Consider the following 18,126-nt stretch of genomic DNA (forward strand, 5'->3'; position numbering starts at 1 on the left):
TGAATATGTCTGCACATCGTCAACTGCGGCTGGGGACCATTTTGCATGGTGCATCCGGAAATATGTCCGCCTGGCGTCACCCTGAGGCCGTCGCCGATGCCAGTATCAATTTTGATTTCGTCAAATCGACGGCGTTAAAGGCGGAGGAGGGCAAACTCGATTTTTTATTCGTTACCGACGGTCTCTATATAAACGAGAAATCGATCCCGCATTTTTTAAACCGCTTTGAACCGCTGACGGTGTTATCCGCTCTCGCCAGCATCACCTCGCGCCTGGGGCTGGTGGGAACCTTATCCACCTCCTACAGCGAACCCTTCACCACGGCGCGCCAGTTCGCCAGCCTCGACCATCTGAGCAACGGACGCGCGGGCTGGAACGTGGTGACCTCGCCGCTGGAAGGGTCGGCGAAGAACTTTTCCCGCGAAAAACACCCCGAGCATGCGCTGCGCTACCGGATCGCCGATGAGTATCTCGACGTGGTGAAAGGGCTGTGGGATTCCTGGGAAGGTGATGCGTTCGTACGTAATAAAGAGAGCGGGCAATTCTTTGACGCGTCAAAGCTTCACACCCTGGATCATCACGGTGATTTCTTCCAGGTCGCCGGGCCGCTGAATATTGGCCGCACCCCGCAGGGGCGTCCGATTGTCTTTCAGGCCGGGGCGTCGGACGACGGGAAAAAGCTGGCGGCGAAACATGCCGACGCCATTTTTACCCATCACGAGACGCTCGACGAGGCAAAAGCCTTTTACCGCGACGTGAAGCAGCAGCTGGAAACAAACGGTCGCCGCGCGTCTGACTTGCATATATTCCAGGGCGTCAGCGTGATTGTGGGAAAAGACGCCGAAGACGTGGAAAACCAGTACCAGACCACGGCGGCGCTGGTGTCGATTAATGACGCCCTCAATTACCTCGGGCGTTATTTTGAACATCACGATTTCAGCCAGTATCCGCTCGACGAGCCGTTCCCGGATATCGGCGATTTAGGCAAAAACAGCTTCCACAGTACCACCGATGAAATTAAGCGTAACGCCCGCGAGCGCAGCTTAACCCTGCGTCAGGTAGCCCTTGAAGCTGCATCACCGCGCCCGCGCTTTTCCGGTACGCCGGAAGAGGTGGCTGACGGTCTGCAGGCCTGGTTTGAAGGCTTTGCCGCTGACGGCTTCATCATTCAGGGCGGTACGCCGGATACCTTCCCGCGCTTTGTTGACCAGGTGGTGCCCATTCTTCAGGCCCGCGGCCTGTTCCGTACCGACTATCCGGGCACCACGCTGCGCGAAAGCCTGGGTTTAGACCAACCGAAAAACCAGTTCACACAACAATAAAAGAGAACCCCGCTATGCAGAAATCATCGCTTATTCTGGCGCTCGCGCTGGCCTTTACCCCTGCCGTCTGGGCAGAGAATGTGAATATTAACGGCACCGGCGTGAGCATCGAGGCCAATAAAACGCCGGTTAACACTGCCAAAAACAACGATGCGGTGGCACAGCTGCCGAAAGACTATCGCTTTGCCGTGCCGGGGAAATTTACCGTGGCGGTTGCGGGGCTCAATCAACCGCCGCTGACGGTCTTCTCCGACGACAACAAAACGCTGCTGGGAAGCGAGGTTGACGTCGCCCGTCTGGTCGCCGACAGCCTCGGGCTGGAGCTGAACGTGGTGCCGACCTCCTGGGAAGACTGGCCGCTGGGCGTGGCCTCCGGGAAATATGATGCTGCCATTAGCAATATTACCGTCACCAAAGAGCGTAAAGAGAAGTTTGACTTTGCCACCTACCGAAAAGATTCCCTCGGGTTCTACGTGAAATCAACCAGCCCGATCAAGTCGCTTGAGAAGGCTGAGGACATCGCCGGGCTGCGGATTATCGTCGGCTCCGGCACCAACCAGGAGGCCATCCTGCTGGCATGGAATGCCGAAAACCTGAAGAAGGGGCTGAAACCCTTTACCCCGATCTACACCAAAGACGATGCGGCACAAACGCTGGCGCTGCAGTCCGGGCGCGCGGATGCCTACTTTGGTCCGAACGTGATTGGCGCCTGGAAAGCGGCGCTGAACGGGAAAACCAAACTGGTGGGCAGCGTCGACGGCGGCTGGCCGAAGGCGGCGCACATCGCGGTGACGCTGAAAAAAGGCAGCGGACTGGTTGAGCCGGTGCAAACCGCGCTGAACGGCGTCATCAAAAACGGCGATTACGACAAAGTGCTGAACCGCTGGGGAGAAGGGGTTGAGCGCATTCCTCAGTCCGAAGTGAACCCGGCTGGCCTGGGTGATTAAGGAGGCGTGATGAGCGAACGATTTCGTGATGTTTCACCGGAAGACGCCGAACTTCAGCCCATTATTGAGGGGCTGTTCGGTGAATATGCGGCCCGCTATGGGGACTACTTCTCTAAAGACGCGGAAGTGGAGCTCACCGAGTGGTATTTAGCGCCGCAGGGGCTGTTTCTCGTCCTGGAGCGCGACGGGAAGATTATCGCCACCGGCGCGTACAAACCGTTTGACGAACGCACCGCGGAAATCAAACGCATCTGGACGGACAAAACCCTGCGTCAGCAGGGGCTTGCCGGGCGCGTGGTGCAGGAGCTGGAGCGCAGGGCGGTGCTGGCAGGGTACAGTCAGATCTACCTGACAACCGGCTTTCGTCAGCCGGAGGCGGTCAGGCTCTATCTTAGCCAGGGCTATCAGCCGCAGTTCGATCTGAACCGCGATACGGAAGAGTACAGCCAGCCGCCGTTTGACGGTCGGCTGCGATTCACCAAAACGCTGGTACGTGAAGCGTTCAGTAAAACCGCATGAGGAACGACGATGAGCAACGTTGAAACCATTAAGGTGGTCCCGGCGCGTTATCCGCTGCGGGCCGTCGGCGCCGCGGTGGCGCTGTTTGTCCTGGCGGTCGTGATTCAGTCCGTGGCGTTTAACCCGCGCTGGGAGTGGTCGGTGTTCGCCCGCTGGTTCTTCGACCCGGTGATCCTCGAAGGTGTCGGACAGACCCTGCTGCTGACGCTGATCGGCACCGCGCTGAGCGTGGTGTTTGGCGGCATGCTGGCCCTGGCGAGACTCTCTTCATCCTGGCTGCTCAGCAGCCTGGCGTGGGCGTACATCTGGCTGTTTCGGTCGCTGCCGCTGATTGTGGTGCTGATCATCCTTTACAACTTTTCCTATCTCTACGACACGCTCTCGCTCGGCGTGCCGTTCACCGGCATCACCTGGGGCAGCTTTGAAACCATCAACGTGCTGGGGCAATTTTCTACCGCCGTGGTGGGGCTAACCCTGGTGCAGAGCGCCTATACCGCTGAGATCATTCGCGGGGGCTTCCTCGGGGTCGATCACGGCCAGTATGAGGCCGCCGCCGCGCTCGGCCTGCCGGCCTGGCGCCGCACGGTGCGCATTATTTTGCCTCAGGCGCTGCGCACCATTCTGCCGTCGGGGTTCAATGAAATCATCAGCCTCGCGAAGGGCACGGCGATGGTGTACGTCCTGGCGATGCCGGAGCTGTTCTATACCATCCAGATGATCTACAACCGCACGCAGGAGGTGATCCCGCTGCTGATGGTTGGTGCCGCCTGGTACCTGGCGATCACCACCGTCCTGTCCGCTATCCAGTACGGTGTTGAACGCGCACTTGCCCGCAGCGAACGCCGCTCTGCGGTAAATCAGAACCGTGCCGCCCGTCGTACCCGTTCAGTCACCACCACGCCAGCACAGGAGCCTATCCATGCAAGCCTCTCCTGAAGGACATATTTCGATTACCGGCGTCAGCAAATTTTTTGGCCGCCATAAGGCGCTCGACAACGTTTCGCTTGAGATCCCGCCCGGGTCCGTGACGGTCATTCTCGGGCCGTCCGGGTCAGGCAAATCAACCTTGCTGCGCACCATTAATCACCTGGAGCGCGTCGATGAAGGCTTTATTCAGATCGACGGGGATTACATTGGCTACCGTCGTCAGGGAGACAGGCTCTACGAGCTGAAGGAGAAGGAGATCCTCAAACAGCGCGTCAACGTGGGCTATGTGTTCCAGAACTTCAATCTCTTTCCGCATCTCACGGTGCTGGAAAACCTGATTGAGGCGCCCATCGCGCATAAAAAGCTCAGCAAAAAAGAGGCGGTGGAAAGAGCGTACAGCCTGCTGGACGTGGTCGGGCTGCGGGATAAAGCCGATGCCTGGTCGCGGCATCTCTCCGGCGGGCAACAGCAGCGTATTGCCATTGCCCGCGCGCTGGCGCTGCGCCCCCGCGTGATGCTGTTTGATGAACCCACCTCGGCGCTGGATCCGGAGCTGGTGGGGGAAGTGCTGGACGTGATCAAAAAACTGGCCCGGTCCGGCACTACGCTGGTGGTGGTCACTCATGAGATCGGCTTTGCCCGGGAAGTGGCGGACCAGGTGGTGTTTATGGTCGACGGAAAAATTGTCGAGCAGGGAAGCAGTGACGAGGTGTTGAACCGTCCGTCGCACGCGCGAACGCGCCAGTTTCTCTCCAAAGTCTTATAAGGAGTGCCAATGAAATACGGACTTCTGGCGGGGCTGGTCTTCACGACGGCGAGCCACGCCAGCATTGATTTGAAAGCCAACGAGCAGCCGCTGCCGGTGACGGTGGATCGGCAGGCCGTGGCGAAGATCCCCGCCAGTTACAAATTCGTGGAGCCGGGTACGCTGACGGTCGCCGTCTCAATGCTGAACTCCCCGCCGCTGGCGCTGCTGGCCAGCGATAACCGTACGCGCATTGGCAGCGACCCGGATATCGCCCGCCTGCTGGCGGGCAGCCTGGGGCTGAAGCTGAAGCTGGTGCCGACGGCGTGGGAAGACTGGCCGCTGGGGATCGCCTCCGGGCGCTACGACGTGGCGCTGGTGAACATTGCGGTGACCGAACAGCGTAAAGAGAAGTTTGATTTTGCGACCTACCGCGTCGACTCGCTGGCGTTTTCGGTGAAATCCACCAGCGAGATCCAGTCAATCAAAAGCGCGGAAGATCTGGCCGGGAAAAGGGTGATTGTCGGCTCCGGTACGAATCAGGAACGCATTCTGCTGGGCTGGAACGAAGAGAATAAAAAGGCGGGGCGTGAGCCTGCGCTGCCGGTTTATCTCCACGATGATGCCTCGGGCAATCTCTATATCCAGTCCGGCAGGGCGGATGTGTTCTTCGGACCGCAGTCGGTTTCAGCCTATAAAGCGGCGCTCACAGGTAAAACCCGCGTGGTCGGTTTAGGGCCGAAAAAAGCCTATGTCGCGACCACGACCAAAAAAGGCAATGAGCTGGTGTACGCGTTACAGGCGGCGCTGGACGGCGCGATCAAGCGGGGAGATTACCAGAAGGTGCTGGCGCGCTGGGGCGAACAGGGCGAAGCGGTGGCACAGTCGGAGGTCAACCCGCCTGGGATAACCTACTAATGGTGCTCTACACTTAGGATTTTCACTCCTGAGGGGGCAACATGATTAAACTCTATGGCGTACCCGGCTGGGGCTCGGCGATCGGTGAAGTGATGCTAACCCTGGCTGATATCCCTTACCAATTTATCAACGTGGACGGGTTTGACCAGCCCGGCCCGCAGCGTGAGCTGCTGCAAAAGCTCAACCCGCTGTGTCAGGTGCCGACGCTGGCGCTGGAAAATGGTGCCATCATGACAGAAACGGCGGCGATTGCCCTGATGGTGCTCGACAGATGTCCCGACCTTGCTCCGCCCGTGGGGCAGGTCGAACGCCAGCAGTTTCAGCGTCTGCTGATCTGGTTTGTGGCCAACGTCTATCCCACATTTACGTATGCAGACTATCCCGAACGCTGGGTGCCGGATGCGCCGGAACAGCTGCAAAAAAACTGCATCGCATACCGGAAATCCCTCTATTTGTGGTTCGAAAGCCAGCTTAAGGCCGCCCCGTTTGCGCTGGGGGAACGGCTGACGCTGCTGGATGTGTATATTGCGGTGGCGCGCACCTGGGGGCCCCGTCATGCCTGGTTTGCCGAAAACACCCCTAAATTCACGGCAATTGCGGACACCGTATGTCAGCTACCGGAACTGCACAAGGTGTTAAAGGCAAACAATATTATCTGATAACGTGTAACCCACATTCACAACCGGAAGCCTGCACATGCCACACGTAGATATCAAATGTTTTCCCCGTGATTTGAACGACGAACAAAAAACGGCCCTGGCGGCGGATATTGCCGACGTGATTATTCGCCATTTCAACAGCAAAGACAGTTCCGTGTCGGTGGCGTTGAACCAGATCGCGCCTGAAGACTGGAAGGCGCAGGTCTGGGATACCGAAATTGGACCGAAGCTGGAGGAGCTTATTAAGAAGCCCGGGTATTCGATGTAGGATCTTTGCCGGGGAGCGAATAAGTCCTTCCCGGCTTGTTTTCCCGTTTTCGCAAAAATCGATAAAAATACGTTTTGTCTTATCCGCTACACTTAACGTTTCTGGCTGACATATTATTAATCCTTAGGAAAGATCTTCAACAGAATCAATTAAGGACAGACACGTTAAAGGATAATTTTCTGATGACAAAATTACCCCGTTTTTCATTCGCCTTTCTTCATCCCCGTTACTGGCTAAGCTGGGCCGGCATTGCCGCGCTGTGGCTCATCATGCTGCTCCCTTATCCGCTTCTGTTCAGAATCGGTCATGGCCTTGGTCGACTGGCGATGCGCTTGCTTCCCCGCCGCGTCGAAATTGCCCGCCGCAACCTGGAGCTTTGTTTCCCGGATATGAAAAAGGCGGAGCGAGAGTCATTGCTGCAGCGTAATTTTGAATCGGTAGGAATGGGGGTGGTCGAGACCGGGATGGCATGGTTCTGGCCCGAGTGGCGGGTGAAGAAATACTTTACCGTGTGGGGTTATGAGCACATGGAAAAGGCCAGGGCGCAAGGAAAGGGCGTGGTGCTGGTGGGGATGCATTTTCTGACGCTTGAGCTGGGCGCGCGGATATTTGGCATGCTTAACCCCGGTATTGGGGTGTATCGTCCTAATAATAATGCCCTGCTGGACTGGCTTCAGACGCGCGGGCGCCTGCGTTCCAATAAAACCATGCTCGATCGTCATGATTTAAAGGGCATGATCCGCTCGCTGAAGCAAAATGAAATTTTGTGGTACGCCCCGGACCATGACTATGGCAAAACCAATAGCGTATTTGTGCCGTTCTTTGCGGTGCCGGATGCCGCGACGACCGCTGGAAGCTATATGCTGGTCAAAAGCGCTAAGCCTGCCGTCATTCCCTTTGTGCCGCGCCGTAAGGCGGATGGCACCGGTTACGAGCTGATCATTCTGGAAGATATCAGCGAGGCGTTGCAGGGCGGCGATAAAGAAGCCGTGGCGACGCAGATGAACAGGGCGATTGAACACGCTGTACGGATGGCGCCAGAACAGTATATGTGGCTGCACCGGCGCTTCAAAACGCGTCCTGAAGGTGTACCTGACCGGTATGACCGCCGCAAGAGCGTGGCACCACGGGGTGATATTCTCTCCGCCAGCGATTTTTCTGACCGATCAGGCATACAGCACTAAAGCCTCAGCGATGCCCTCACCCTGCGGTGAGGGCATGACCGTCGCTACAGCGCGGATCGGCGGTACGGCGCATAGTCCGCCTGCCACCACGTCTTCTCGATACGCGCCATCAACGTCTCATCATCTATCGCCGGTGCCACGCCCTGTTCAATCGCAGCCCGGGCGACGGCGACGGCAATCTGGCGTGAGACCGTTTCAATCTGATCTACCGGCGGCAGCAATCCACCTTTTTCCGTGGTGACCAGAGGAGACTGCGCGGCCAGGCTGCGGCTAGCTGCCATCAGCATCTCTTCCGTGACCCGGCGCGCGTTACAGGCCAGAACGCCCAGCCCCAGACCAGGGAAGATATAGGCGTTGTTACACTGGGCAATCTCGTAGTGTGCATTCTCCCAGAATACCGGCGCGAACGGGCTGCCGGTGGCCACCAGCGCGGCTCCCTGGGTCCAGGCGATAAGATCCTGAGGCTGGGCCTCCGCCCGCGACGTCGGGTTTGAGAGCGGCATAATAATCGGACGCGGGCAGTGGCGATGCATCTCTTTGACAATCTCTTCGCTGAACAGCCCCGGCTGGCCTGAAACGCCGATCATCACCGTAGGATGCGCGTTCTTCACCACGTCCAGCAGGGAAATATTCTTCGCCTCTACCTGCCAGCGGCTAACGGCGTCGCGCGCGGTAAGCAGTTTTTTCTGGAAATCGAGCAGGTTGGTCATGTCGTCGGTCAGCAGGCCGAAGCGATCGACCATGAAGATCCGGCTGCGCGCTTCGGACTCGCTCAGGCCGTCATCCACCATCAGCGCCACAATTTTTTCAGCGATCCCGCATCCGGCAGAACCACTGCCCAGGAAGACAACTCGCTGATCGCGAATGCGGGTGCCTGCCGCATGGGCCGCCGCCATCAGCGTACCTGCGGTGACCGCTGCCGTGCCCTGGATATCATCATTGAAGCAGCACAGCTGGTCGCGGTAGCGCTGGAGCAGGCGAGTGGCGTTTTTCTGCGCAAAGTCTTCAAACTGCAGGAGAACATTGGGCCAGCGTGCTTTCACGGTGCTGACAAACATATCCATAAACTCAGCGTATTGGTCGTCGCTGATGCGCGGATGACGCCAGCCCATGTACATCGGGTCGTCGAGGTGTTGCTGATTATTGGTGCCGACATCCAGCATAATCGGGAGGGTAGAGGCCGGATGGATCCCCCCGCAGGCGGTATACAGCGACAGCTTACCAATCGGGATGCCCATACCGCCGATACCCTGATCGCCAAGCCCTAAAATACGTTCCCCGTCCGTCACCACAATCACGCGAACGTCGTTGCGTGAGAAACTTTGCAGCATCTCATCAATACGATGACGGTTAGGCCATGAAATAAACAAGCCGCGCGCGCGGCGATAAATCGTAGAGAAATGCTCGCAGGCTTCACCGACCGTCGGGGTATAGATAATCGGTAACGTCTCTTTCAGATGCGAACGCAAGAGATTGTAAAAGAGAGTTTCATTAGTGTCCTGAATATTTCGCAGGTAAACATGACGCGAGATATCGCTTTTAAAATGACAGAACTGCACCCAGGCGCGCTCGGTTTGTTCTTCAATGGTTTCAACGTTGTGCGGCAATAACCCATGCAGATTAAAATTATCACGCTCTTCTTTAATAAAAGCGAGTCCTTTATTTAATAGCGGATTCTCCAGCAATACGGCCCCATTGTAAGGGGTGTACAGAACTTCTTTCCGGGACATGGTTAACTCCTGAATTTTGTATATAAAACAGATTAAGAGATGAAATAGATCATAATGCCTTCGGTCACGACCCCGACGGCAGTACCAATTAATATGGAAGAGGATGCGGTATCAATATAGGTGTCGCTGCGTAAAGCAAACATCCCCGCGGCAATAGCGGAAGGCGTTGCGTCAATAATTACGACCTGCTGCAGTAAGGTATGACTCAGGCCAAAGGCGATCCCTGCGGCGGCCATCATTGCCGGCTGAATCAGGTTTTTAATACTGATATTGGTAAATGTCTGCACGTTCAGTTTTGGACGTTCACCGTAAAACAGCAGGCCGAGGGCAAACAGGGAGAGTCCGCCTGAAACCTTGCCAACCATCTCAATAGGCATGCTGAGAATGGAAGGGATTTGCACACCGGCGAGACTGAGCAAGACGCCGGAGACCGGGATCCAGACGATAGGGTTGCGAGCCGCTTTGATGAGGTTTTGCACGATCATCGCCCCCGGGTGCAGTGCCTCCAGGCCATCATGACCGTTTTTATCACCCATACGAATCAGGACGATAGTCAGAGGGATCATGATAACGCTGGTGATAATGTTACCTATCAGCACACCGATAAATCCTTCCGGCCCAATCAATACCGCCAGGACCGGCGCGCCAAAGTAGGCCATATCAGGAAAGGCGCAAACCAGAGACTGAATGGCGCTGGTTTTGATATCGTGGCGAAAAACATAGCGTGAAATAAACAGCGTCAGTAAATACGACCCCATTAAACCGACAACCAGGACGGCCATAAAGGTCAGGTTTTTAATTTTATTGGGATCGGTATGCAATGCACCAATGAAAAGATGAAAAGGAAGGGCGAAACGAATCACCACGGTTGCCATGACGTTTGCATCTTCTCGCCGGGAATATCCCAGCTTTCCACTTAGCCATCCAAGTAACATAATAAAGACGAGCGGAAACAGTGACTGTAATAATAATGAAGGCATAGTATTTCCTGTAGGGTATTTTATGTGTTTTATTGCAGCGCTAATCTAGCGCTTAGATAGCAGGGCAGGAGTGACAAGTGTCACACTCTCTCTGGTTTTATTAATTTCAAAAAGATTGCATTAGTTGGATAAGTAAGACTTGCGTTAAAAATTGATAAGACGCAAGAATGCGACATGAGTTGCCACAAATAACTTTAGTTACTTAATGCTGAATTAAGTTATTTAAAGGCAAAGAGCCGAATTGTTCACATTTCTCCCTGCAGGCCCGTGATAATTTCACTCTGAGCCTGTTTTTAGAAAAGGCCATCTAAATCATTATTTATATTTAAGAACATTTTTTCGTATCAGGAATAGTTTCTATTATTCCTTTCTCTGTATATCCGAACACAATTTTCAGGTGATTATATGAAAGATAATCCTGTACCGACTTCTGAGCTGTCTACCTCGCGTTTTGCCTTTGGGCTTAACAATACCGAGGTGGGCACGGTCCCGTTGATGCTGTTCGTCGGGATTGCCGCGATTGTGGCGACATCCGCCTGGGCAGGGCTGCTGCCAAAAAATATGATAGGTGGCCTCGCGGTGATCATGACCCTCGGTTTCGCATTTGCGAAAGTAGGGCGTCAAATCCCGGTGCTGAAAGATATCGGCGGCCCGGCGATCCTGTGCCTGATGGTGCCCTCCGTGCTGGTCTATTTTGGTGTATTCGGGAAACATACCCTTGATACCGTGCATCTGCTGATGAAAGAGGCGAACCTGCTCTATTTCGTGATTGCCTGCCTGGTTGTCGGCAGCATTCTGGGGATGAACCGGGTGCTGCTGATCCAGGGGATGATGCGCATGTTTGTTCCGCTGGTGGCGGGAACATGCATGGCCGTGCTGAGCGGCCTCATTGTGGGCTCACTGTTTGGTTATACGCCTTACCACACCTTCTTCTTTATCATTGTGCCCATCATTGGCGGTGGAATTGGCGAGGGCATTTTGCCGCTGTCTCTGGCCTATTCGGCAATACTGGGGCAGACGCCGGACGTGTACGTTGCGCAGCTGGCACCCGCTGCGGTCGTTGGGAATATCTTCGCCATTATTTGTGCGGGCTCGCTGGCGCGTCTCGGCGCGAAACGTCCTGCGCTTTCGGGAAATGGCATGCTTACGCGGAGTAAAGACGACGCCAGCCTGTTTGCCGGGACGCAAAGCACGCAGCAGACGGATTTTCATCTGATGGGCGGCGGGTTACTGATGGTGTGCGCGTTTTTCATCGTCGGCGGATTGTTTGAAAAACTGGTCCACATTCCCGGCCCGGTGCTGATGATCCTGATTGCTGTTCTGTGTAAATACTTCAGGGTGATCCCGGCCTCAATGGAGCAGGGCGCGCACAGTTGCTATAAATTCGTCTCGGCTGCTCTGGTCTGGCCGCTGATGATCGGCCTCGGGATGTTATACGTGCCGCTTGAGAGCGTGGTGTCGGTGTTCTCGGTAGGATACGTGGTGGTATGCGGTTCGGTTGTGATTGCGATGGCGCTGAGCGGCTACTTTATCGCGTCGCGTCTGAATATGTATCCTGTGGAAGCGGCCATTGTAACCTGCTGCCACAGCGGGCTGGGCGGAACGGGGGACGTGGCCATTTTGTCCGCGTCTAACCGGATGTCGCTCATGCCGTTCGCGCAGATCGCCACCCGCATCGGCGGCGCGTCGACGGTGATTTTCGCCACGCTGCTGATGGGCTGGATTATGGCGCACTGATTCGAAACGTCAGGATACTGAATCGCAACGACATTTTCAGGATGTCGCTGCGGTTCAGTCCTTTATAAATATCACCGTACTGTATAGAATTACCGCATCCACAGCGACGGGATACCACACGATGACCGGAAGAGTTGATTATCAGATTGAAAAATATCTCCTTACCGAAGCCGCCGAGCCGGACCGCCTGACGCGCCAGTGGGCGGAGGTGATGGAAGAGTGTCGTGAGCAAAAGTCCGGGGCAGAGGAGCGGTTGCGTCTCGCATTGCTTAATGTGGATTACGTCACCAGCTTCGAGCTGCCCTTCAGGCTACTTCTCACCCGTGCGCCCCAGTTAATAGACGTTGTCAGAAAAGAACTTCAGCTCAGTCAGAAAAATGTTCTGTTTAACGGCAAGCGCTTTGGCTGCGTCTATAGCCTGAAAAGGGATCTCGATGGAATACCTGACGAGTTTACCTATCAGCTGAAAACGCGGATCCAGCGCAGTGACGCGACAGGATGTAATGAAGTGCCTTACAGGCAAATTGCCCAGCAGGTCAAAGCCCCAAAGGAACGTCTCAAGCTGGCGCTGGAAAACGGCCTGTCTGTGACGGCACTCGACGGGCTTTTCTGGTTTGGCATTCAGCGCATCGCGGCTGATGTACAGAGGTTAAGGAAAATGGGCGTGAGAATTGTGACGTCGGAGACCGAAGTCTTTGATACGCTGACAAAGACCAGCCGACGGATCCCCGTATATAGCCTTGCTCGCCCGGAATGAGTATTCGCCGCTGAGCAGTCGACGCATCAAACATGACGGAAAATGGCGGCCAGTTTTTTTACAGCGTCTTCTATTTCCCTTTCCGTGTAAGCAGCAAATCCCATCAAAAAACCGGTGGACGCGGGGGGACCTGCATATAAATCGGTAAGCCCAAGTATATCAACACCCGCGCGGCGGGAGGCGGTGGCTATCTCTTTCTCGGATATTCCGTGTTTCAGATGACAAGGCATTTGCATTCCCCCCGCTGGTGTTTCACAGGCAACATACTCAGAAAGATACGCATCCATCAGGCTTGCCAGCGTGTCGCGACGAGCAACATAAATTCCCCGCATCTTACGAACATAGGCACCAAAATGGCCTCCCTCCAGAAATTTAGCCAGCGTCAGCTGGGTTATTGAGGCGGTGTGACCATCCATCAATGTCCTCGCCATGGTAAAGGGCTCTGTCAATTCTGAGGGAACGATCATGTAGGCAATACGCAGCCCGGGGAACAGAGACTTGGTGAACGTGCCGATATAAATTGTCCGGTTGTACGTATCAAGCCCCTGAAGACTGGCCATAGGCTTACCTTCGTAGTGAAACTCACTGTCATAGTCATCCTCAATGATCCAGGCCCCGTAATGGTTTGCCCATTTGACAACTGCCAGTCGTCGGTCAAGAGAGAGTGTCACCCCGGTAGGGTACTGATGAGAAGGTGTAAGGTATATTGCCCTGGCTGGCTCGGTCAGAGCATTCAGGGCGTCAACCGAGATGCCTTTTTCATCAAGAGGAACCGGAATGCAGCGAAGTCCTGCGGCGTTGAACGCTTTGTGTGCCCCTTGATAGGAGGGATCTTCAATGACAATCCCGTCTCCGGCATCCATCAGCACGTGGGAACAGAGCGCAAGCGCCTGTTGAGAACTTGTCAGAACGATGATCTGTTCTGCCCTCGCACGCGTTCCGCGCTCCAGGTTGACATATTCCGCAATGGCCCGTCGCAGGTGCTCTATACCCTGTGGTGGACTTTGCTCTAATGCCTGATGCTGAAACTCCTTCAGGACCTGTCGCTGAAGACGCTCCCAGGTAGAAATGGGAAACATGCGGGTTTCTGGAATGCCGGGCGCAAGGGGACGAGGGGAGGAAAACTCGCGGATCCCGCCGCTTTCATAAACGATCTTACCTCGGACGCTGAGTTTTGCTTTTCGTATCTCAGCGGTTGGCTGATGCTGTCGAGGACTGGGTTTTAAAAAGCGCGCGCTGGAAGAGACGAAGCTCCCTCTGCCTGTTTGTCTCTCAATAAAACCTTCGGCATGCAGGCTGGAGTAGGCCACTTCTATGGTATCCCGGGAAACGCTGAGAGAAGCCGCCAGCGCGCGTGAAGCAGGAAGGGCCTTACCGTGAGATAATACCCCTTCCAGTATCAGCGTCCGTATTGCTCTCTGGATCCTTTCATGAAGCGGTAGCGATCCGTTAGCGGGGTCGATAATCCATGCCTTAACCGTTTCAAGCTGCGCGTGCTTAAACATGACGTTGTCCACTTTTCCACTGTGTCTCTTGATTCTAAAGCAATACTGCACGCAGCAGGATGAAAAATTGGTCTGCTTTGATGGCGAGAATTGGCGGGGCAAAACGTGCCATTCAGCGAATACACTCTTCCTGAAACGAATTAAACGGGTGAGAGAAGAGGCAATATGAACAATACGATCGTGACAATTGAGGCAGTGAAAGAACGTGATTTTGACAGCTGGATGCCACTATGGGGAAAATATCAGGCGTTTTACAACGTCGATCTGTCCGGGGCGATTACAGAACGAACCTGGCAACGATTTTTCAGCCCCGTTGAGCCGCTATTCTGCGTGGTGGCACGATGTAATGGAGAAATAGTGGGTTTTGCGCATTATCTCTTTCACCGTTCGACCTGGGCTGAGAGCGATTACTGCTACCTCGAAGATTTATATGTCTGCGAAGCTGTCAGGGGCAAACATATTGGCAAACAGTTAATAGAATATGTTCAGAGAGAAGCCAGAAAACATCATGCCAGTCATCTTTACTGGCATACGCATGAAGCCAACTATCGCGGGCAACGATTGTACGACTGGATTGCGAAAAAAAGCGGGATGATTGAATATCGTATGCAGGTCAGATAAATCTCTTCGCTGACGATATGCCCCTTACATCATTAAGGGGCATTAACCCGATATGCTCTTACGATTTAGCCTGTAAAAGTATCGCCATCAGCCCAGGAAAGCGGGCATCCAGATCCTCTCTGCGCAACGAAATCATGTTTTCTCGTCCCTGCGGACGCTGCCAGATCACGCCGCTGTCGCGCAATACGCGCCAGTGATGGGTCATCGTAGACTTCACCACATCTTCCGGGCGCAGCGCGTTACAGCTGAGTTCGCTGCCATCGGCCAGCCGGCGAATTATCGACAGCCGGAGGGGGTTGCCGAGGGCAAACAGCACATTTTCCAGCAGTATTTGTTCAGTTTCAGGGTGGTTTGGGATCATCGTTTTCCTGCGTATGGCGTCAGATTGAGCTATATCAACAATAGGTCAACCGTTAAAAAATAGTTCGATAATACTCGTACAATAGGACTATTATAGCAAACGAACGAATGCACGACCATCCTGGTCGTCACAGACAAGTCATAAGACTTAAGGAAATATCATGCCCCGACCCATCCCTCTCGAACGTTATCGCAACATCGGTATCTCCGCGCATATCGATGCCGGTAAAACCACCACCACTGAGCGCATCCTGTTTTATACCGGGATGAGCCACAAGCTGGGTGAAGTACACGATGGCGCGGCAACCACTGACTGGATGGCGCAGGAGCAAGAGCGCGGGATCACGATTACCTCCGCGGCGGTCAGCTGCTTCTGGCCGGGTATGGACAGAGGATATGAGCCGCACCGGATTAACATCATCGACACCCCGGGGCACGTGGATTTCACCATTGAAGTGGAACGTTCCATGCGCGTGCTCGACGGTGCCGTGATGGTGTATGACTCCGTGGGCGGCGTGCAGCCGCAGTCAGAAACCGTCTGGCGTCAGGCCAATAAATATCACGTTCCGCGACTGGCCTTCGTCAACAAAATGGACCGTCCGGGTGCTGATTTCTTCCGCGTCGTGCGGATGATGCAGGAACGCCTGAAGGCCAATCCGGTGCCGATTGTCATCCCGGTGGGGGCAGAAGATCACTTCACCGGCGTGGTGGATCTCATCAAGATGCGCACCATTCTGTGGGACGATGCGACGCAGGGCATGGTGTTTACCTATGCGCCTGTGCCGGATGATTTAGTCAGCACCGCCCGAGAATGGCGGGAAAAAATGGTCTCTGCGGCGGCGGAAGCCAGCGATGAACTGATGGATAAGTACCTGGAGACGGGCGACCTGACGGAAGCGGAAATCATCAAAGGGTTGCGTATTCGCACCATCTCGGGCGAAATCCAGCCGATGCTGTGCGGCAGCGCGTTCAAGAATAAAGGCGTACAGCGCATGCTCGATGCGGTTATTGAGCTTATGCCGTCGCCGCTGGACGTGCCGGCCATTGATGGCGTGGATGAAAAAGGGCAGCACGCCGAGCGTCATCCGAGCGATGATGAGCCGTTCTCGGCCCTGGCGTTCAAGCTGATGAGCGACCCGTATGTCGGGCAGCTGACCTTTATCCGCGTGTACTCTGGCGTGCTGCGCAAAGGTGACGCGGTGTACAACCCGGTGAAAGGGAAGAAAGAGCGTATCGGACGTATTGTGCTGATGCATGCCAACGATCGCCACGAGGTGGACGAACTGCGCGCCGGGGATATCGCGGCCTGTGTCGGGCTGAAAGACGTGACCACCGGCGACACGCTCACCGATCCGAACGCCGTCATTACGCTTGAGCGCATGGAGTTCCCGGATCCGGTGATCTCGCTGGCGATTGAGCCGAAAACCAAAGGCGATCAGGAGAAAATGGGGATCGCGCTGCAGCGTCTGGCAGCGGAAGACCCGTCTTTCCGCCTGCATACTGACGAAGAGTCCGGCCAGACCATTATCTCCGGGATGGGTGAGCTACACCTCGAGATTATCGTCGACCGCATGAAACGTGAGTTTGGCGTCGAGGCAAATATCGGTCGTCCGCAGGTGACCTATCGTGAAACCCTGCGTAAAACGGTGAAGGATATCGAAGGCAAATTTGTCCGTCAGTCCGGCGGTAAAGGCCAGTACGGTCATGTGGTGCTGAGCCTGGAGCCGCTGGAGCCCGGAAGTGGTTTTAAATTTGAAGATGCCACTAAGGGCGGCGTGGTGCCGCGCGAGTATATCCCGTCCGTTGAGAAAGGGCTGCGGGAAGCGATGAACAGCGGCGTGCTGGCGGGCTATCCGGTCGTCGATGTCAAAGCGACGCTGACGTTTGGCTCGTATCACGATGTCGACTCCTCGGAGATGGCCTTCCGCATGGCGGCGATCCTCGGTTTCAAAGAGGGCGCCCGCAGGGCGGATCCGGTAATCCTTGAGCCGATCATGCACGTGGAGGTGGAAACGCCGGAAGAGTACGCGGGTAACATTATGGGCGATCTCTCTTCCCGACGCGGCATGGTGCAGGGGATGGCGGAGCAGTACGGCAGCCAGATTATTCGTGCTGACGTGCCGCTGGCAGAGATGTTTGGCTATGCCACGACATTGCGCTCGATGTCCCAGGGACGCGCGACGTATACGATGGAGTTCCATCATTTTGCGGAAGCCCCGCGGAATGTTGCGGATGAGATTATTTCACGGCGTGCGAAGTAATACGTTCACCCTCTCCCTTGAGGGAGAGGGCTGGGAAGGGTTTTCTCAATCCAGCGCCTTCACCATCTTCCCACTCGCCACAAACGTCCCGGCTCCAAGATGATGCAGGGTGTTCAGCTTATCCCCGTCAAACTGCCAGCGTCCGGCGACAAACGCGCGTTCATCGGCTGCCGCTGAAACCACTTCTCCAAACAGCGTATCGTATTTTTCTGCCGCGGAGGTGACGGGTAATAACCGACACTCCATCCACGCCAGACATTTTTCTTCAATCACCGGCAGGCCAAGTTCAGGACCGTTCACGACCGGGATCCCGTAGCAGTTGAATTTGTCTTCATCGCGCCCGCTGACGCTGCCGACCGCGTAAGTCCAGTTGGCCGCCGCCACGCCGGGGATGACGATGCCAAATTTCCCGCTGCGTTCAATCAGCTCGCGCGACCAGGTACTTTTGTCCACCACGATTGCGATGCGCGGCGGCTCAAACTCAACGGGCATTGACCATGCGGCGGCCATCACATTGCGTCTGTCGATGCTTTCATCCCTGCTGGTGATAAGCACAGTAGGGCCGTGGTTCAGCAGACGGCTGGCATGACGTAATTCAACAGGGCGAAAGTGGCTCATAGGATCTCCTCATCTACATCGATGAGTATGACGAAAAAGCACGTAAATCAAAGTGAGTGCGTAAAATT

The 18,126-nt window shown here is 55.3% G+C and carries 16 protein-coding genes and 1 pseudogene; 12 read left to right on the top strand and 5 right to left on the bottom strand.

The genetic code is table 11. The features are described from left to right. Positions 1–5 precede the first annotated feature (5 nt). The 8 genes and pseudogenes from P349_RS26790 (at position 6) to P349_RS15450 (ending at position 7,489) form a co-directional block, all read left to right on the top strand. Positions 6–2,269 (top strand): annotated as a pseudogene (locus P349_RS26790) (NtaA/DmoA family FMN-dependent monooxygenase). Positions 2,270–2,278: 9 nt separating this feature from the next. After that, positions 2,279–2,788 carry a GNAT family N-acetyltransferase gene (locus P349_RS15480; RefSeq protein ID WP_024909604.1) on the top strand — a complete coding sequence of 170 codons (510 nt, stop codon included), beginning with the start codon at positions 2,279–2,281 and terminating at the stop codon, positions 2,786–2,788. A 9-nt stretch (positions 2,789–2,797) separates the two neighbouring features. After that, the gene (locus P349_RS15475; RefSeq protein ID WP_024909603.1) at positions 2,798–3,724 is read left to right on the top strand and encodes an amino acid ABC transporter permease; all 927 of its coding nucleotides are present in this window, start codon (positions 2,798–2,800) and stop codon (positions 3,722–3,724) included. Further along, a complete protein-coding gene (locus tag P349_RS15470) occupies positions 3,708–4,481 on the top strand; it encodes an amino acid ABC transporter ATP-binding protein (protein WP_024909602.1) in 774 nt (257 codons plus the stop codon). The genes P349_RS15475 and P349_RS15470 overlap by 17 nt, the downstream gene beginning before the upstream one ends. A 9-nt stretch (positions 4,482–4,490) precedes the next feature. Then, entirely contained in the window at positions 4,491–5,378 is an 888-nt protein-coding gene (locus P349_RS15465; protein ID WP_032647448.1) for an ABC transporter substrate-binding protein, read from the top strand. Positions 5,379–5,419: 41 nt separating this feature from the next. Further along, positions 5,420–6,037 (top strand): glutathione S-transferase family protein, encoded by a 618-nt coding sequence (locus tag P349_RS15460; RefSeq protein WP_032647446.1) that lies wholly within the window; start codon positions 5,420–5,422, stop codon positions 6,035–6,037. Between the two features lie 37 nt (positions 6,038–6,074). Then, positions 6,075–6,305 (top strand): tautomerase PptA, encoded by a 231-nt coding sequence (gene pptA, locus P349_RS15455; RefSeq protein ID WP_024909599.1) that lies wholly within the window; start codon positions 6,075–6,077, stop codon positions 6,303–6,305. Positions 6,306–6,487: 182 nt separating this feature from the next. Next, positions 6,488–7,489 (top strand): Kdo(2)-lipid IV(A) acyltransferase, encoded by a 1,002-nt coding sequence (locus P349_RS15450; protein ID WP_032647444.1) that lies wholly within the window; start codon positions 6,488–6,490, stop codon positions 7,487–7,489. 44 nt (positions 7,490–7,533) lie between these two features. On the opposite strand, the gene P349_RS15445 is transcribed toward P349_RS15450, so the two are convergent. Together P349_RS15445 and P349_RS15440 are read right to left on the bottom strand one after the other, a co-directional pair. Continuing rightward, on the bottom strand, positions 7,534–9,219 hold the full coding sequence (locus P349_RS15445) for an NAD-dependent malic enzyme (protein ID WP_032647442.1): 1,686 nt from the start codon (positions 9,217–9,219) through the stop codon (positions 7,534–7,536). Positions 9,220–9,251: 32 nt separating this feature from the next. Continuing rightward, positions 9,252–10,199: an AEC family transporter gene (locus P349_RS15440; protein ID WP_032647440.1), complete on the bottom strand. Its 948-nt coding sequence runs from the start codon at positions 10,197–10,199 to the stop codon at positions 9,252–9,254. A gap of 405 nt (positions 10,200–10,604) precedes the next feature. On the opposite strand from P349_RS15440, the gene P349_RS15435 reads away from it, so the two are divergent. Together P349_RS15435 and P349_RS15430 are read left to right on the top strand one after the other, a co-directional pair. Next, on the top strand, positions 10,605–11,936 hold the full coding sequence (locus tag P349_RS15435; protein ID WP_032647438.1) for a 2-hydroxycarboxylate transporter family protein: 1,332 nt from the start codon (positions 10,605–10,607) through the stop codon (positions 11,934–11,936). Positions 11,937–12,057: 121 nt separating this feature from the next. Next, positions 12,058–12,693: a helix-turn-helix domain-containing protein gene (locus tag P349_RS15430; protein WP_032647437.1), complete on the top strand. Its 636-nt coding sequence runs from the start codon at positions 12,058–12,060 to the stop codon at positions 12,691–12,693. Positions 12,694–12,719: 26 nt separating this feature from the next. Here P349_RS15430 and pdxR read toward each other — a convergent pair whose 3' ends face one another. Then, entirely contained in the window at positions 12,720–14,198 is a 1,479-nt protein-coding gene (gene pdxR / locus P349_RS15425; RefSeq protein WP_032647435.1) for a MocR-like pyridoxine biosynthesis transcription factor PdxR, read from the bottom strand. Between the two features lie 165 nt (positions 14,199–14,363). On the opposite strand from pdxR, the gene P349_RS15420 reads away from it, so the two are divergent. Then, positions 14,364–14,819, top strand: coding sequence for a GNAT family N-acetyltransferase (locus tag P349_RS15420; protein ID WP_032647433.1), 456 nt, complete (start codon positions 14,364–14,366; stop codon positions 14,817–14,819). Positions 14,820–14,877: 58 nt separating this feature from the next. Here P349_RS15420 and P349_RS15415 read toward each other — a convergent pair whose 3' ends face one another. Next, positions 14,878–15,180 carry an ArsR/SmtB family transcription factor gene (locus P349_RS15415; RefSeq protein ID WP_024909591.1) on the bottom strand — a complete coding sequence of 101 codons (303 nt, stop codon included), beginning with the start codon at positions 15,178–15,180 and terminating at the stop codon, positions 14,878–14,880. Positions 15,181–15,340: 160 nt separating this feature from the next. Here P349_RS15415 and fusA point away from each other — a divergent pair, with 160 nt between their 5' ends. Beyond that, positions 15,341–17,440 (top strand): elongation factor G, encoded by a 2,100-nt coding sequence (gene fusA / locus P349_RS15410; RefSeq protein ID WP_032647431.1) that lies wholly within the window; start codon positions 15,341–15,343, stop codon positions 17,438–17,440. Between the two features lie 45 nt (positions 17,441–17,485). Here fusA and P349_RS15405 read toward each other — a convergent pair whose 3' ends face one another. Continuing rightward, positions 17,486–18,058: a flavin reductase family protein gene (locus tag P349_RS15405; RefSeq protein WP_032647430.1), complete on the bottom strand. Its 573-nt coding sequence runs from the start codon at positions 18,056–18,058 to the stop codon at positions 17,486–17,488. Positions 18,059–18,126: the final 68 nt, after the last annotated feature.

This window comes from Enterobacter sp. DC4 (assembly GCF_000568095.1).
Lineage (GTDB): Bacteria > Pseudomonadota > Gammaproteobacteria > Enterobacterales > Enterobacteriaceae > Enterobacter > Enterobacter pseudoroggenkampii.

What these genes read in the sequence shown, in the direction of transcription:
- P349_RS15445 (WP_032647442.1), bottom strand. Translation starts at nt 9,219, where the DNA reads ATGTCCCGGAAAGAAGTTCTGTACACCCCTTACAATGGGGCCGTATTG.
- P349_RS15415 (WP_024909591.1), bottom strand. Translation starts at nt 15,180, where the DNA reads ATGATCCCAAACCACCCTGAAACTGAACAAATACTGCTGGAAAATGTG.
- P349_RS15475 (WP_024909603.1), top strand. Translation starts at nt 2,798, where the DNA reads ATGAGCAACGTTGAAACCATTAAGGTGGTCCCGGCGCGTTATCCGCTG.
- P349_RS15430 (WP_032647437.1), top strand. Translation starts at nt 12,058, where the DNA reads ATGACCGGAAGAGTTGATTATCAGATTGAAAAATATCTCCTTACCGAA.
- pptA (WP_024909599.1), top strand. Translation starts at nt 6,075, where the DNA reads ATGCCACACGTAGATATCAAATGTTTTCCCCGTGATTTGAACGACGAA.
- P349_RS15440 (WP_032647440.1), bottom strand. Translation starts at nt 10,199, where the DNA reads ATGCCTTCATTATTATTACAGTCACTGTTTCCGCTCGTCTTTATTATG.
- P349_RS15460 (WP_032647446.1), top strand. Translation starts at nt 5,420, where the DNA reads ATGATTAAACTCTATGGCGTACCCGGCTGGGGCTCGGCGATCGGTGAA.
- P349_RS15480 (WP_024909604.1), top strand. Translation starts at nt 2,279, where the DNA reads ATGAGCGAACGATTTCGTGATGTTTCACCGGAAGACGCCGAACTTCAG.
- P349_RS15435 (WP_032647438.1), top strand. Translation starts at nt 10,605, where the DNA reads ATGAAAGATAATCCTGTACCGACTTCTGAGCTGTCTACCTCGCGTTTT.
- P349_RS15470 (WP_024909602.1), top strand. Translation starts at nt 3,708, where the DNA reads ATGCAAGCCTCTCCTGAAGGACATATTTCGATTACCGGCGTCAGCAAA.
- P349_RS15405 (WP_032647430.1), bottom strand. Translation starts at nt 18,058, where the DNA reads ATGAGCCACTTTCGCCCTGTTGAATTACGTCATGCCAGCCGTCTGCTG.
- P349_RS15420 (WP_032647433.1), top strand. Translation starts at nt 14,364, where the DNA reads ATGAACAATACGATCGTGACAATTGAGGCAGTGAAAGAACGTGATTTT.
- pdxR (WP_032647435.1), bottom strand. Translation starts at nt 14,198, where the DNA reads ATGTTTAAGCACGCGCAGCTTGAAACGGTTAAGGCATGGATTATCGAC.
- P349_RS15465 (WP_032647448.1), top strand. Translation starts at nt 4,491, where the DNA reads ATGAAATACGGACTTCTGGCGGGGCTGGTCTTCACGACGGCGAGCCAC.
- P349_RS15450 (WP_032647444.1), top strand. Translation starts at nt 6,488, where the DNA reads ATGACAAAATTACCCCGTTTTTCATTCGCCTTTCTTCATCCCCGTTAC.
- fusA (WP_032647431.1), top strand. Translation starts at nt 15,341, where the DNA reads ATGCCCCGACCCATCCCTCTCGAACGTTATCGCAACATCGGTATCTCC.